Consider the following 13,037-nt stretch of genomic DNA (forward strand, 5'->3'; position numbering starts at 1 on the left):
CTTTTTTGTGGAATAAATCAAGTGTAAGCGCACAAAGACTTCGAGATATCGTGCGCGAGGGTACGAAATCAAGGTGAAACGCACGAAGACTTCGAGATATCGTGCGCAAGGGTACAAAATTAGGGTATATCGCACGAAGACTTCGAGATATCGTGCGCGAGGGTACAAAATCAAGGTGAAACGCACGAAGACTTCGAGATATCGTGCGCTAAGGCATAAAATCAGGGCATATCGCACGAAGACTTTGAGATATCGTGCGCAAGGGCATAAAATCAGGGTATAACGCACGAAGACTTCGAGATATCGTGCGCAAGGGCATAAAATCAGGGTATATCGCACGAAGACTGAGAGATATCGTGCGCAAGGGTACAAAATCAGGGCATATCGCACGAAGACTGAGAAATACTTATTTATTCTCTATACAATATGACTGTATATTTATAATTTTATCTTCTCTAAATGTGTATATGTCACATGCATCTATCTTGTTTATTTGAATACCTTCTTTATAAAAATAACCAGTACCTATAACGACAATTTGGTGGTCACTTTTAATTGTATCGTGAATTTCAAATTGCGTTGTTACGGTTTCAAAATAATGTGAGACTTGTGTGCAATAATTTGCAACTTCTTCATAACCTTTCAATACTGTATCGCCAACAATATGCCATTCAATATCTTGATCTAAATAAGCATTACATTTATCAAAATGTCCTGTAGAAAAACTTTCTGCAACTGACGAATTAGACAATGAAGTTCACCTCATTTTAGATAAATTATAACAACGCGCGTGTAAAATAACAATTTGGAGGCGGAATATTGTCAAAATTGTTACAATATTTTATAATAATTACAAATATTAACATTATTGTTATGTGAAAGGGGCGGTCAACATGCACTTTATTGTCACATTAATTGCTGCATTAATAGTTGGCATATACACGTATAAGAAGAAAGTTCCTGTTAATGCTAAGACCTTATTTTTTATGGTTGTATTTGGAATATTTATGCATGCATTATCAGATTTTATTGCTGGATTTATAGAAGGTATTCAAAGCTCCATGAACAGTAGATAACATAATATGTTAAAGAAGCTTACACCATTTTCAAAGTGTAAGCTTCTTTTTATAAATCCCTTCATATCAACGATGCAAAATATCTTTGGCAAAGTTTTTTCTGGATTTTTAATGCAATGACAACGATGTTTGATACACTGTTTTTGAATCTTTTATTAAGGTGATGACAAGGAGGACATCGATATGAATTTAAGTAAGCAAATTATTCATTTAAGAAAAGAATATAACTTATCTCAAGAAGATCTAGCTGAAAAAGTCTTTGTGAGTAGGCAGTCTATTTCTAATTGGGAAAGGGGTAAGAGTTACCCCGATATTGAATCTTTATTGCTACTCAGTAATATATTTGATGTCTCCTTAGATCATTTAGTAAAAGGAGATGTAAACATGATGAAAAGAGAAATGGATAGAAAAGTATTTGATAAGTGGACTTGGTTAATGATGATCTTTATGGGACTTGCTGCTATTCTACTTATACCGAGTATGATGTTAATGGGCATGTATGGATTGGTTGTACCTTTTGTTCTTTGGTTAATCGGTATGTACTTTGCTTATAAAGTAGATAAATTTAAAGAAGTCCATAATATAAAAGCATATAGTCAAATTATGGATTATATGAATGGTAAAGATGTAAAAACAATTCGTGAAAGAACAAGGAAAGATAAATTTAAAGATAGAGTCGTTGCTATTGTAACGCCAATTATATTCGCACTTATCGCATTTATAGTTGCTTATTATGGAATGAAATTAATAAATTGATCAACAAAAAAGCCAAATCACATGTGACCTCATGTGGTTTGGCTTTTTTTACTAATTTAAGTTTAAAGTTTGTTCTATTTCGTCGGTCTTTGATTTAAAATCAAATGCATCTTTTGATAATGGTTGTCCTGTTTCGGCTAATTTTTTTACACTTTGTATTTGAAAATACCAACCTGTAAAATCATTCGCAATGGTTTCAAAAGTGAATGGTAATGATTCTTTAAATGTTAACGTTACAGTGTCCCCCTTTTCTTCTAATGAAAAATCTACATGACCTTGGTCCCAGTCATATCCAATATGATCGTTTGGATGATAGTCTGTAATCTTCGCATATTCATATTCATTATTACCGAGGTCGAAGATTAATTGACTACCTGCTCGTTCTTCTTCAAAAGATAATTCAGGAAACCACTGTTTAATGCCTTCAGTCGTTCCTAAAAGTTTGAATACATGTGACTTATGAGAATGTATGGATACATCAATCGTTTGATGAGCATGCGTTTCGTCAGTTCTGTAATTTACGTTCATTCTAATCCCCCTTATTGTTAGTTGTACTTAATATACCAATAATTTAGCTAAATATAAAAAATTTATATCATAGTATCATTTAGTACCTTGCAATGTATAATAGTGTGTGTTATATTTTCGTCAAGAGCTATTATACATTGTATAGTACTGGGTTAAGTGGAGGAAAAAATATGAATATACAATTTAAAAAAGGCGCACTCGAATTTATTGTATTGCTTATTATTAAAGGCGAAGATCAATACGGTTATTCATTAATTCAAAAAATCACACCTAGAATCACGATTTCTGAAGGAACGGTTTATCCTTTGTTAAGACGTCTCGTAAAAGAAGCATATTTAACAACATATTATGAGCCATCTACTGAAGGACCAGCTAGAAAGTATTATAAGATCACAGATTCAGGTAATGAGCGATTAGAGCAGTTGTTAAAAGAATGGCAAAGTTTCACAGATGCGGTGAATTTGTTTTTAGAGGAGAGTGAAAGTAATGAGTAAGAAAGAATACTTAAATTTGTTAAATAAGTATTTAAAGAATATATCTGAGGAAGATAAACAAGATATTCTAGCTGAATATGAAACGCACTTTATAAGTGGTGTTGAAGATGGACAAACAGAAGAGAATATTGCTAAAGAACTCGGACATCCGAGAGATATTGCCAAGGAAATAAATGCAACTTTAGCGATAGATAGAGCAGAATCTCATCATAAAGTAGGTAACGTGTGGCAAGCGATTATATCTGTAATGGGACTAGGTTTATTGAATTTCTTTGTTATTTTAATTCCTTTTGTCATTATGATTTCGGTGCTATTTAGTTTTATGGCGACAACACTATCTTTACTCGTTACGCCAGCGATGTTGGTTGTAAAGGGAGTTTATAATGGCTTTGATGCAGTCCATCAATTAGATGTATATGTTGTGTTAGCCAGCTTTGGTTTAGGACTCGTGCTGTTTGTGGTCACTTATTTATTAACAAAATGGTCATATCAATTAACGGTTAAATATTTACGTTGGAATATTTCTATCGTGAAAGGAAGTGCTAAATCATGAAGAAATTATTATGGATATTGTTTAGTGTAGGACTTATTCTATTTATCGTATTTGGTACATTGACATTTGCTGTCGGGAAAAAAGAAGCAGATAATACGAAACAAGAAACGATCTTAAATAAGACTTATCAAGAAGACATTAAACATATAAATGTTAATGCAAGTGATGCTGCTGTAACAATCAAAAAAGGCGATCAATTTAAAGTGACATCTGTAGGGAATAAAGATGAATTTGATATAACTTCTAAAGTAAAAGACGAAACATTAAACGTCAATTTAAAAGAACAAAATTTGATGATTAATTTTAATTTCTTTAAGAATGCATATAATGAAATTGAAATAACTGTACCTAAAAATCTTGAACAACTGGATATAAAGACAGACACAGGTAAAATTAATATGCACGATATTAAATCTGATAACACATCTTTAGTTGTAGATACGGGCATGATAAACATTGATGGTTCGGATTTAGGGAATTTTGAAGCAAATTCAGATACAGGAAAAATTTTAACTAATAAGACAAACTTTAAGAATGGTAAAATTCAAAGTGATACAGGTACCGTTAGATTAAATGATGCACCAGCTGATACACCATTAGACATTGAAACGGATACAGGGTCTGTGAGATTGGTTTATAATAAAACGTTGAAAAATACGTTACTAGATATTGAACAAGATGTAGGTAATACACAAATTAACCGTGCTGAATTAAAGGATAAAAAAGTAGGTTCAGGAGATAATTTAGTCAAAATTAGAAGTGATGTTGGTTCTGTTCAAATAGATTAATAATAAAACGCTAACGAGTCGAGCTCGTTAGCGTTTTGTTTAATTTAAACGTTATGATTTTTGAGATATTTCTTGTATATATGCTAATGCTTGTCTTTTTTTCTCTTTGTTTAAACCACGTAATAATTGAATGGCATCATTAATAATTTGTGAATCTTCTTCATCTTCGTATGCTTCTGGTACGTTTACCCAGCCCATAATATAAGCCGGTGTTGTAGACAGTGCGATTGATAATTTTTCAACTACTGATGGTGTTAATTTAGATGTTTGACCTGTTTCATATCTGGAAATGGTCGACTGATTGACGTTAATCAGTTTAGCTAATTTATACGTGCTAAATCCGAGTTCTTCTCTTCTTTGTTTAATTCGATATCCTGTTTGATTCAATGCTTTCACCTCAATCACTTCAAATGATGATCTATTAATTCTATTATATCTGATTTAAGTTGTGATTTGTAATTTTCAGATACGAATGATACTTTATTGACCAACAAAAATTCATTTGCTATAATTCGAACTAATCGAATAAAAGCTTTCTAGGGTTCCGTAACTGAGCGGTTAGTCTGGACCGAGAGAAAGCCGCAAGTTGATACTTGTGACACGGAGGGATAAAAGCCTGGGAGACTTATTAAATAAGTTTCCTGGGCTTTTTAATTTAAGGAGGAAAATATAAATGAACTGGATAAAAATTATCATTGGCGCAATATTTGAAGTTGGTTGGGTAGTCGGCTTAACACATGCAAATAATACATTTGAATGGTTTCTGACAGTTATCGCGATTGTCGTAAGTTTCTATTTATTAATTAATGCATCTAAATATTTACCAGTAGGCACTTCGTATGCTGTATATGTTGGATTAGGTGCAACCGGCGTAACCATTGTGGATTTCGCATTATTTGGTGAACCTGTTGTTATCGGAAAAGTTATTTTAATCGTGACGTTAATTATAGGTGTCATTGGCTTGAAACTTGTAACACGTGAAGAGGAGGGTGCATAACATGGCATGGATTGTATTGATTTTGGCAGGTTTATTTGAAATGTTAGGCGTATTGTTTATGAACATTTATGCAAAACGTAATAATATTCCATCATTATTAGGACTAGGGTTATTCTTTGTATTAAGCTTTATTTGTTTATCCATCGCGATGAATACAATACCTATGAGCACGAGCTATGCAATATGGACTGGTATCGGTGCTGTCGGCGGTGCGTTATTAGGTATTATATTCTACGGGGAGTCTAAAGAATTTAAACGTATATTATTTATCGGCATTATTCTAGCAAGCACGATAGGTTTGAAGTTAATCAGTTAACTATTTAATAGCTTATAAATCATAGTTGATTTCCATCCATTCATTGACTTCTTTGAAACCAAGCTTTTTGTATACTGGTTTACCTAAAGTAGAAGCGGCGAGGAAGATTTTTTTTATATTTCTTGATTCAACATCTTGAATGAGTTCAGTAATGATTTTTTGGGCGATGCCTTGTCCTCTAAAATCTGGGTGTGTATAAATATTAGTAACGTATGCTCTTTCACCTGAAGGGTTTGTGAACGATGGTGGAAATGGGTAATAGATAATCGCACCACTTGCGATAATTTTATCATCAACAATGGCTAATAATTGATAAAGCGATTTGTTCGTTAACATGTCCGTGAAAAATTGTTCTAGTTCAACATCTATATTAGGTGTTGGGTTAGAACCTTCATCAATTAATTGCGCTTTGCGTAATTCGACTAATTCACTTAAATCTGAAATGGTTGCTTGTCTAATAAACATATTTAACCTCCTTAATATCTATATAAATGGGTATATATTATTATAGATGATTTTATACAACAACTTAAATTAAAGTGGGGATAAAATGAAAAAAATATTAATGACAGGTGGAACAGGTTTAGTTGGATCAGCTCTAGTAGCACATTACTTAAATACAGATAGTGAAATTTATATATTAACAAGAAGTGATAGAACGTCAGATGAACCATTTGTGCATTATATTAATTGGTCTGAAGATGGTTGGGAAGAGTATTTACCTCAAATCGATATCGTGATTAACCTGGCTGGTGCTAGTCTCAACAACCGTTGGACACCAGAGCATAAAGAAGCCATTATGAAGAGTCGTATTGAATCGACTAAGCGACTATACGATTATTTTGAAAAACAAAATTATGCACCAAAAGTATTATTTAATGCAAGTGCAGTTGGATACTACCCGCCGTCTAAAGTGGTATCTTACGATGAGTATGATCAGTTTCTATCACATGATTTTCTATCGACTGTCGTAGAAAGATGGGAACAAACAGCATGGCTATTTGATAAATTAGGAACGAGAGTCGTTATAGGTAGATTCGGTGTTATATTATCCAGTGAGGGTGGTGCACTACCTACAATGGTTAAACCGTATCAATTCTTTGTTGGCGGTCCACTTGGTTCAGGTAAGCAATGGATGAGTTGGATTCATATTGATGATTTAGTAAAAGGTATCACTACACTCATTCAAAATGAACAATTTAAAGGTGTATATAACTTATGTAGTCCTCATCCAGTCCAACAGGATGAATTGGGCAAATCTATTGGGAAAGCAATTCATAGACCACATTTATTGCCAGTACCCAAATTTGCATTGCGCTTGTTATTGGGGGAGCAGTCTACCGTTATTCTAGATGTACAAAAAGTATTCCCTAAAAAGTTGCAAGAACAGAACTTTGAATTTGAGTATCCAAATATAGATGATGCCATTGGTCATTTATTAAAATAAATACTAATTAAAGAAGTGGCTGGGACATAATGTAGTGTCTCAGTCACTTTTTTCTTTTGACTTATATACAAAACAAATGTATGATTATGAATATTAATACGAATTATAGTATATTTATTATAAAGGTGGGTACTCAATGAATCAGTTTATCGCATTAACAGAAAAGTATAGCCCGAATAATTATAGTCCATTAGATATTGTTTTGACTGAAGGTAAAGGTGCACATGTCAAAGATTCAGATGGTAATACATATATTGATTGTGTTTCTGGATTCTCGGTTCTAAACCAAGGGCATGGTCATCCTAAAATTATTCAAGCATTTTTAGATCAAAGTCAAAAGATTACAATGACTTCTAGAGCTTTGTATAGTGATAATTTAGGCGCTTGGGAAGAGAAGATTTGTAAGTTAGCCAATAAAAATAAAGTATTACCTATGAATACTGGAACTGAAGCGGTAGAGACTGCCATCAAAGTAGCAACGAAATGGGGTCAAGATATCAAAGGTATTAATGCGCTTGATGCTGAAATTATTGCGATGGAAGGTAATTTTCATGGGCGAACAATAGGTTCTCTATCACTATCATCAAATGATAGTTATAAAGAAGGTTTTGGTGTACTAGCTGGTAATATTAAATACAGTGAATTTGGCAATGCTGAAGAAATTGCTTCTCTTATCACACCCAATACAACAGCGATCATCTTAGAACCTATTCAAGGAGAAGGTGGCGTTCATATCCCACCTAAAAATTTCATTAAAGATGTTAAAGCTTTGTGTGAACAACATCAGATTCTGTTGATTGCAGATGAAATTCAAGTAGGACTAGGTCGAACAGGTAAGATGTTTGCGATGGAATGGGAAGGCGTTGAACCTGATATTTATTTATTAGGAAAAGCTTTAGGCGGCGGTCTCTATCCTATTTCTGCGGTCGTAGCGAATGATGATGTCATGCAAGTATTGACGCCAGGTACACATGGTTCAACATTTGGCGGAAATCCTTTAGCATGTGCTGTTTCAATTGCAGCTTTGGATGTACTTATAGATGAGTCGCTTCCTGAACGTTCGCAACAACTTGGTGAAAAATTATTAAATGGTTTGAAAAAAATAGATAGTCCAATTATAAAAGAAGTGAGAGGACGTGGGTTGTTTATCGGTATTGAACTTAATGAGCAAGCACAATCAATCGTATCAAGTATTAATGCACAAGGTGTCTTATGTAAAGAAACACAAGGCAATATTATACGTTTAGCACCACCACTCGTTATTGAAGAACAAGACATTGATACTATTGTTAATGTCATTACACAAACAATAGAAGAAAAATCAAAACAATATCAATCATAGAATTTATATAAATAGTGAGTAAGGCATAAATCGATGTCTTACTCACTTTTCTTTTATGTTAAAATTTCCTGGGTATATATTTATATATACTAATTTTTCAATGAAGGGAAGGATAATATGAAAATAGCAATAGTAGGTTCAGGTAATGGTGCCGTAACCGCTGCTCTAGACATGATATCTAAAGGGCATGAAGTAAAATTATATTGTCGTAATCAATCTATTCATAAATTTGATAAAGCTTTTGAACGAGGTGGCTTTGATTTTATAAATGAAGGTGACAAGACATTTGTTAAGTTTACGGACATAAGTGATGATATGTCGTATGTATTAAAAGATGCAGAAGTGATACAAATGATTATCCCTTCATCATTCATCGAACATTATGCGAAAACGATGGCGCCTCTTATTAACAATGATCAACTGATCTTATTCAATATCGCAGCAGCTATGGGATCAATTAGATTTATCAATGTGTTAGAGAAACAACATATAGAAACAATGCCAAAGTTTGCTGAATTGAATACATTAACGTACGGGACACGTGTAGATTATGATAAAGCAGAAGTGAATTTATCTCTTAACGTTCAGAAAGTACATTTCTCGACATATGATAAAAGCTATTTAACAGAAAGCTTTAAAACGATTAAAGAACTATATCCGTATATCGTCAAAGAAGAAAGTCTTTGGAAGACAAACTTAGAAAACGGGAATCCAGAAGTACATCCAGGTCCAACATTATTAAACGTAGGTAGAATAGACTATGCAGATGAATTTGCCTTATATAAAGAAGGTATTACACCTCATACTGTGAAGTTATTGCATGCAGTCGAATTAGAAAGATTGTCACTAGGTAGAAAATTAGGTTTCGAACTTAATACAGCAAAAGGTGCACGAATAGAACGCGGTTATCTATCTAATGATGATGAAGACGAACCACTTAATAAATTATTCAATACAAGTCCAGTATTTTCACAAATCAACGGACCAAACGATGTAGAAAATAGATACTTAACAGAAGATATCGCATATGGTTTAGTACTCTGGTCAAGCTTAGGAAAAGTAATCGGCGTACCAACACCAAACATAGATGCCATAATCGTAATCGCTTCAACAATATTAGAGCGAGATTTCTATACAGAAGGTTTAAGAGTAGAATCATTAGGATTAGAGAAATTAGGATTGGAATAGAAAAACGCTTAGCTCATTCGCGAGCTAAGCGTTTTTTCAATTTATTAAGCGACATTTTTAAATAATGATCTACTAATTATTGCGGCTATTACTGTTAATAAGAGTGTTAAGACACCGATACCTATCCATGCGTATTGTACGAATACGTATCCGCCTAATATGGTTAATAAACTTGATCCTACATAATAACCTAATAAATATAAAGTTGAGGCGTGTGATTTGCTTGATTCGGTTAATGTGGCGATATAACTGCTTTGAATGGAATGTGCGCCAAAGAATCCGAATGTCATTGCGGCGATTCCTAATATATCAAGTGGTAAGTATGTTATGAATGTAAGAATAATACCTACAATCATGATTGTTATGGCGATTGCATATGATTTTTTTATACCAAGTTTATAACTGAGTTTTCCAAAGTTAATGGAGCTATACGTACCTATTAAATATAAAATAAATATAAAGGCAATCGTAGACTCACTAAGTGAAAATGGTGGATGTTCGAAACGTACCGTTATATAACTGTATATTGTGACAAAGGTACCCATTAATAAGAATGCTAGTGACATTGTTTTTAAAACGGCTGGGTTCTTTAATAGTTTTCCATATTTAATGAAATGTTGTTTCGGTGATACCCATTGTGGTGTTTGAACTGTTGAAGTTGGTAATAAAATAACCATTAATATTGCGAGTATTAAATTAAGGATGCTGAGCGATGCGATCGCAACTTGCCAATTTGCGATGTCTGTTAGAATACCAACAACTACACGACCAGACATACCTCCAAAGGTCGTTCCAGCTACATATAAACCCATTACTTTACTGACTCTATCTTTATGTACTTCATCAGCTATATATGCCATTGCGATAGAAGGCACACCACTTAAAGCTAATCCCATCAGACCACGAATGACGAGAAATAAATGGAAGTTCGTTACGAATACACTGATGATAGATAATACACTTACAAGTAATACAGAAATAGACATCATACGTTTCTTCTCAATATTGTTGAGCATAGGTACTAAAATTAAACCAATGCCAAGCATAAAAGTAGAAACGGATAAAGTTAAACTGATATCAGATAGCGACACGTTAAAATATTGACTTAGCCCATTAAATATCGGTTGCGTAACATAAAGGCTAGAAAAAATGATGAATCCTGCTAATAATAATGAAATAGATCTCTTTTTCTGTTCGCTTGTCATATTGTATCTCTCCCTACAACAATAATCATAACGCTAAAAAAATCATTTTTCGAAAAATATGCATATATTATTCAATTGTAATTGTGATATATTATAATAATCTGAATTTTTAAGTAAGGGGTGGGAATATGAGATACGAAATAGCTTTAGAGAAAATTGTACCGGCTTTGAAAAAGGTAAATGGGGTTTTATCAATATTTTTAAAGGGGTCTATTGCTAGAGGAGAGAATGATGCATATTCTGATTTAGATATTTATGTCATGTTAGAACGCGATGTACAAGTTGAAGAAGTATATGACAGTATTGTAGATGCACTTGAGCAATATCAACCACTGCTATTTAAAGAATTAGTGGAAATTATTTGTCCTCAAATTGTTGGTGTATTTGAAGATATGTTACATATAGATTGTTATATTGTTCATGAACATGATTATCCTCAAACAGATGATATAAAAGTGATGTATGACCCTAACGGTAGATTGAAGGAATATGATAAAAAAGATTTAAGTATAACTGAAGAAGTATTTATAGATTCAGCATTAGATAGTTGTTGGTTTATCTTTCAATATGATCATATAGTTGGGAGAGGACAATATTTATGGACGACTCAAATGATTGATAATGCACTTAATCATGCAATTAAAGTATTGTTATATAAATATTATCCTGAGAAAGCAGTACTAGGTAAAAAAGCTGCACATCATTTGCCTGCTGATATTTATTCAAAGTTAAATCATATAAATGATTGTAATAATTCTATAAAGCATAGAGAAGCGGTTGCTCAATATATGAATCTTTACCAAGACCACATTAAAGACATGGTTGAGGAATATTGGGTTGAAGGATTCGAAAAAATATACGACTATTTATATAAAAAATATGCATAATTAGACACCAGTCATAGTGACGTCACTATGACTGGTGTCTTTATATCAACATGTGAGTAGAATTTTTGTAATGAGGATTCTGATTTGCGTATAATGTAGTTAAATTAATGGGAGGTACGATTATGATAGAAATTTTAGGGCACCACCATATTTCGATGCTTACGAAAGATGCTAAGTTAAATAAAGAATTTTATGTAGAAAAATTAGGACTACGTTTATATTTAAAAACAGTGAATCAAGATGACCCTTCTATGTATCATTTGTTCTATGGTGATGAGGTTGGTTCGCCTGGTACTTCTTTAACATTTTTCGAACTTAAACCGATGGGACAAACTTATAAAGGTACGAACTCGATTTCAAGAATTGGCTTGTTAGTACCAAATGAAGAAAGCTTAAATTATTGGAAAGATCGTTTTGAAAAACTTGATGTTGATCATGACGCTATTGGTATTTATAACGGTATGACAGCTTTACATTTTAGAGATCACGAAGGATTGGAAATGGTGTTATTACCTAATGGTGAACGTAAAGTGCCGCAAAGTTGGCGTCATAATAGATACACAGATGTACCAGAAGAACATCAAATTATGGGTATGGGTCCTGTAGAATTTAAAATTGATGATGTTTCAGAAATGAAAAATTTCCTGGAAAATGATTTGCATTTTGAGTTAGTAGATTCTGAAAGTGAATTATTATATACGATTGATTTTGAAGGATTGTATAGCGATATTATATTGAAAGAAGTAGAAGGTGAAAGAGAAAGACCTGGTAAAGGAAGTATTCACCATCTTGCATTATCCGTAGCAGACGAAGAAGAATTAAATAAAGTGAAAGAATTATTAGATGAAAAAGGCGTTGTACATTCTGGAATAGTGGATAGAGATTTCTTTAAAAGCTTATATTATAGACATTCACATATATTGATTGAATTTGCGACAGAAGGACCAGGTATGCCATATGATGATGTGTCACAACTTGGACAACAGCTAGACTTACCAGGGTTTTTAGAATCAAGAAGAGCAGAAATTGAAAGTAATTTAGAACCTATTTAATAGTAGAATGTAAGCACCTTTTGACTTGGTCAAAAGGTGCTTTTTCTCTATTTATTATTTTAAAATTAATATATAAATGACTAAATTACTATTTTTCCTGATTCGTCAGCAGGTTTCAAAGCTGCTTTAACACCTTGTATTATCCCAATAACACCAGGTATTCCAGTCCAACAAAAAATAAGATGTAAAATTCCAGTGGCTTTTTTTCCTACATAGAACTTATGAATTCCAAGGCCACCTAAAAAGAATGCTAGTAGAGAATATGTAATTTTATCAACTTTCATATAAATCAACTTCCTTTTATTAAGTTTTTTCATTATTAATTTAACCCATTTTTTGTAAATTAAACACCTAAAATAATTATATGATTACTTTATGATATTTTGAACAACTAGAAGATATTAATAT

The 13,037-nt window shown here is 32.8% G+C and carries 18 protein-coding genes and 1 riboswitch; of the genes, 12 read left to right on the forward strand and 6 right to left on the reverse strand.

What is annotated here, in order from left to right; genetic code table 11:
• Positions 1-406: 406 nt before the first annotated feature.
• On the reverse strand, positions 407-751 hold the full coding sequence (locus tag LQ673_RS12045) for a nuclear transport factor 2 family protein (RefSeq protein WP_239705825.1): 345 nt from the start codon (positions 749-751) through the stop codon (positions 407-409).
• Positions 752-893: 142 nt separating this feature from the next.
• Here LQ673_RS12045 and LQ673_RS12050 point away from each other — a divergent pair, with 142 nt between their 5' ends.
• Together LQ673_RS12050 and LQ673_RS12055 are read left to right on the forward strand one after the other, a co-directional pair.
• Positions 894-1,076, forward strand: a complete 183-nt coding sequence (locus LQ673_RS12050) for a hypothetical protein (protein ID WP_239705826.1) — start codon at positions 894-896, stop codon at positions 1,074-1,076.
• Positions 1,077-1,259: 183 nt separating this feature from the next.
• Positions 1,260-1,832, forward strand: a complete 573-nt coding sequence (locus LQ673_RS12055) for a helix-turn-helix domain-containing protein (RefSeq protein ID WP_239705827.1) — start codon at positions 1,260-1,262, stop codon at positions 1,830-1,832.
• Positions 1,833-1,883: 51 nt separating this feature from the next.
• Here the strand turns inward: LQ673_RS12055 and LQ673_RS12060 are convergent, their stop codons facing one another.
• Positions 1,884-2,360 carry an SRPBCC domain-containing protein gene (locus LQ673_RS12060; protein ID WP_239705828.1) on the reverse strand — a complete coding sequence of 159 codons (477 nt, stop codon included), beginning with the start codon at positions 2,358-2,360 and terminating at the stop codon, positions 1,884-1,886.
• A gap of 170 nt (positions 2,361-2,530) precedes the next feature.
• Here LQ673_RS12060 and LQ673_RS12065 point away from each other — a divergent pair, with 170 nt between their 5' ends.
• From LQ673_RS12065 to LQ673_RS12075, 3 genes are read left to right on the forward strand one after another with little or no spacing between them, the layout of a single operon-like run.
• Positions 2,531-2,854 carry a PadR family transcriptional regulator gene (locus tag LQ673_RS12065; RefSeq protein ID WP_025906145.1) on the forward strand — a complete coding sequence of 108 codons (324 nt, stop codon included), beginning with the start codon at positions 2,531-2,533 and terminating at the stop codon, positions 2,852-2,854.
• Positions 2,847-3,407: a DUF1700 domain-containing protein gene (locus LQ673_RS12070; RefSeq protein ID WP_239705829.1), complete on the forward strand. Its 561-nt coding sequence runs from the start codon at positions 2,847-2,849 to the stop codon at positions 3,405-3,407. Before LQ673_RS12065 ends, LQ673_RS12070 begins: the two co-directional genes overlap by 8 nt.
• Complete coding sequence (locus LQ673_RS12075; RefSeq protein ID WP_239705830.1) at positions 3,404-4,195, forward strand: DUF4097 family beta strand repeat-containing protein; 792 nt, start codon at positions 3,404-3,406, stop codon at positions 4,193-4,195. The genes LQ673_RS12070 and LQ673_RS12075 overlap by 4 nt, the downstream gene beginning before the upstream one ends.
• Before the next feature lie 51 nt (positions 4,196-4,246).
• Here LQ673_RS12075 and LQ673_RS12080 read toward each other — a convergent pair whose 3' ends face one another.
• A complete protein-coding gene (locus tag LQ673_RS12080; protein ID WP_224658833.1) occupies positions 4,247-4,591 on the reverse strand; it encodes a helix-turn-helix domain-containing protein in 345 nt (114 codons plus the stop codon).
• A gap of 129 nt (positions 4,592-4,720) precedes the next feature.
• Positions 4,721-4,820: riboswitch (guanidine-I (ykkC/yxkD leader) on the forward strand.
• A 48-nt stretch (positions 4,821-4,868) separates the two neighbouring features.
• Here LQ673_RS12080 and LQ673_RS12085 point away from each other — a divergent pair.
• A complete protein-coding gene (locus LQ673_RS12085; RefSeq protein ID WP_239705831.1) occupies positions 4,869-5,192 on the forward strand; it encodes a DMT family transporter in 324 nt (107 codons plus the stop codon).
• Between the two features lies 1 nt (position 5,193).
• Positions 5,194-5,508 (forward strand): DMT family transporter, encoded by a 315-nt coding sequence (locus LQ673_RS12090; protein WP_037589390.1) that lies wholly within the window; start codon positions 5,194-5,196, stop codon positions 5,506-5,508.
• Positions 5,509-5,520: 12 nt separating this feature from the next.
• Here the strand turns inward: LQ673_RS12090 and LQ673_RS12095 are convergent, their stop codons facing one another.
• Positions 5,521-5,973, reverse strand: a complete 453-nt coding sequence (locus tag LQ673_RS12095; protein ID WP_048540280.1) for a GNAT family N-acetyltransferase — start codon at positions 5,971-5,973, stop codon at positions 5,521-5,523.
• An 85-nt stretch (positions 5,974-6,058) separates the two neighbouring features.
• On the opposite strand from LQ673_RS12095, the gene LQ673_RS12100 reads away from it, so the two are divergent.
• The 3 genes from LQ673_RS12100 (at position 6,059) to LQ673_RS12110 (ending at position 9,485) form a co-directional block, all read left to right on the forward strand.
• Positions 6,059-6,955, forward strand: a complete 897-nt coding sequence (locus LQ673_RS12100) for a TIGR01777 family oxidoreductase (RefSeq protein ID WP_239705832.1) — start codon at positions 6,059-6,061, stop codon at positions 6,953-6,955.
• Between the two features lie 136 nt (positions 6,956-7,091).
• Positions 7,092-8,297: an ornithine--oxo-acid transaminase gene (rocD, locus tag LQ673_RS12105; protein WP_232158583.1), complete on the forward strand. Its 1,206-nt coding sequence runs from the start codon at positions 7,092-7,094 to the stop codon at positions 8,295-8,297.
• Between the two features lie 117 nt (positions 8,298-8,414).
• Positions 8,415-9,485, forward strand: a complete 1,071-nt coding sequence (locus tag LQ673_RS12110) for an NAD/NADP octopine/nopaline dehydrogenase family protein (protein WP_239705833.1) — start codon at positions 8,415-8,417, stop codon at positions 9,483-9,485.
• Positions 9,486-9,529: 44 nt separating this feature from the next.
• Here LQ673_RS12110 and LQ673_RS12115 read toward each other — a convergent pair whose 3' ends face one another.
• Positions 9,530-10,690: an MFS transporter gene (locus tag LQ673_RS12115; protein WP_239705834.1), complete on the reverse strand. Its 1,161-nt coding sequence runs from the start codon at positions 10,688-10,690 to the stop codon at positions 9,530-9,532.
• A gap of 128 nt (positions 10,691-10,818) precedes the next feature.
• Between LQ673_RS12115 and LQ673_RS12120 the strand changes: the two genes are divergently transcribed.
• On the forward strand, positions 10,819-11,577 hold the full coding sequence (locus tag LQ673_RS12120; RefSeq protein WP_239705835.1) for a nucleotidyltransferase domain-containing protein: 759 nt from the start codon (positions 10,819-10,821) through the stop codon (positions 11,575-11,577).
• 122 nt (positions 11,578-11,699) lie between these two features.
• Positions 11,700-12,629, forward strand: a complete 930-nt coding sequence (locus LQ673_RS12125) for a VOC family protein (protein WP_204258850.1) — start codon at positions 11,700-11,702, stop codon at positions 12,627-12,629.
• Positions 12,630-12,709: 80 nt separating this feature from the next.
• Here the strand turns inward: LQ673_RS12125 and LQ673_RS12130 are convergent, their stop codons facing one another.
• Positions 12,710-12,913 (reverse strand): TM2 domain-containing protein, encoded by a 204-nt coding sequence (locus tag LQ673_RS12130; protein WP_159315721.1) that lies wholly within the window; start codon positions 12,911-12,913, stop codon positions 12,710-12,712.
• Between the last annotated feature and the right edge of the window lie 124 nt (positions 12,914-13,037).

The sequence above is a fragment of the Mammaliicoccus sp. O-M54 genome (assembly GCF_022386035.1).
GTDB classification, from domain to species: domain Bacteria; phylum Bacillota; class Bacilli; order Staphylococcales; family Staphylococcaceae; genus Mammaliicoccus; species Mammaliicoccus sciuri_A.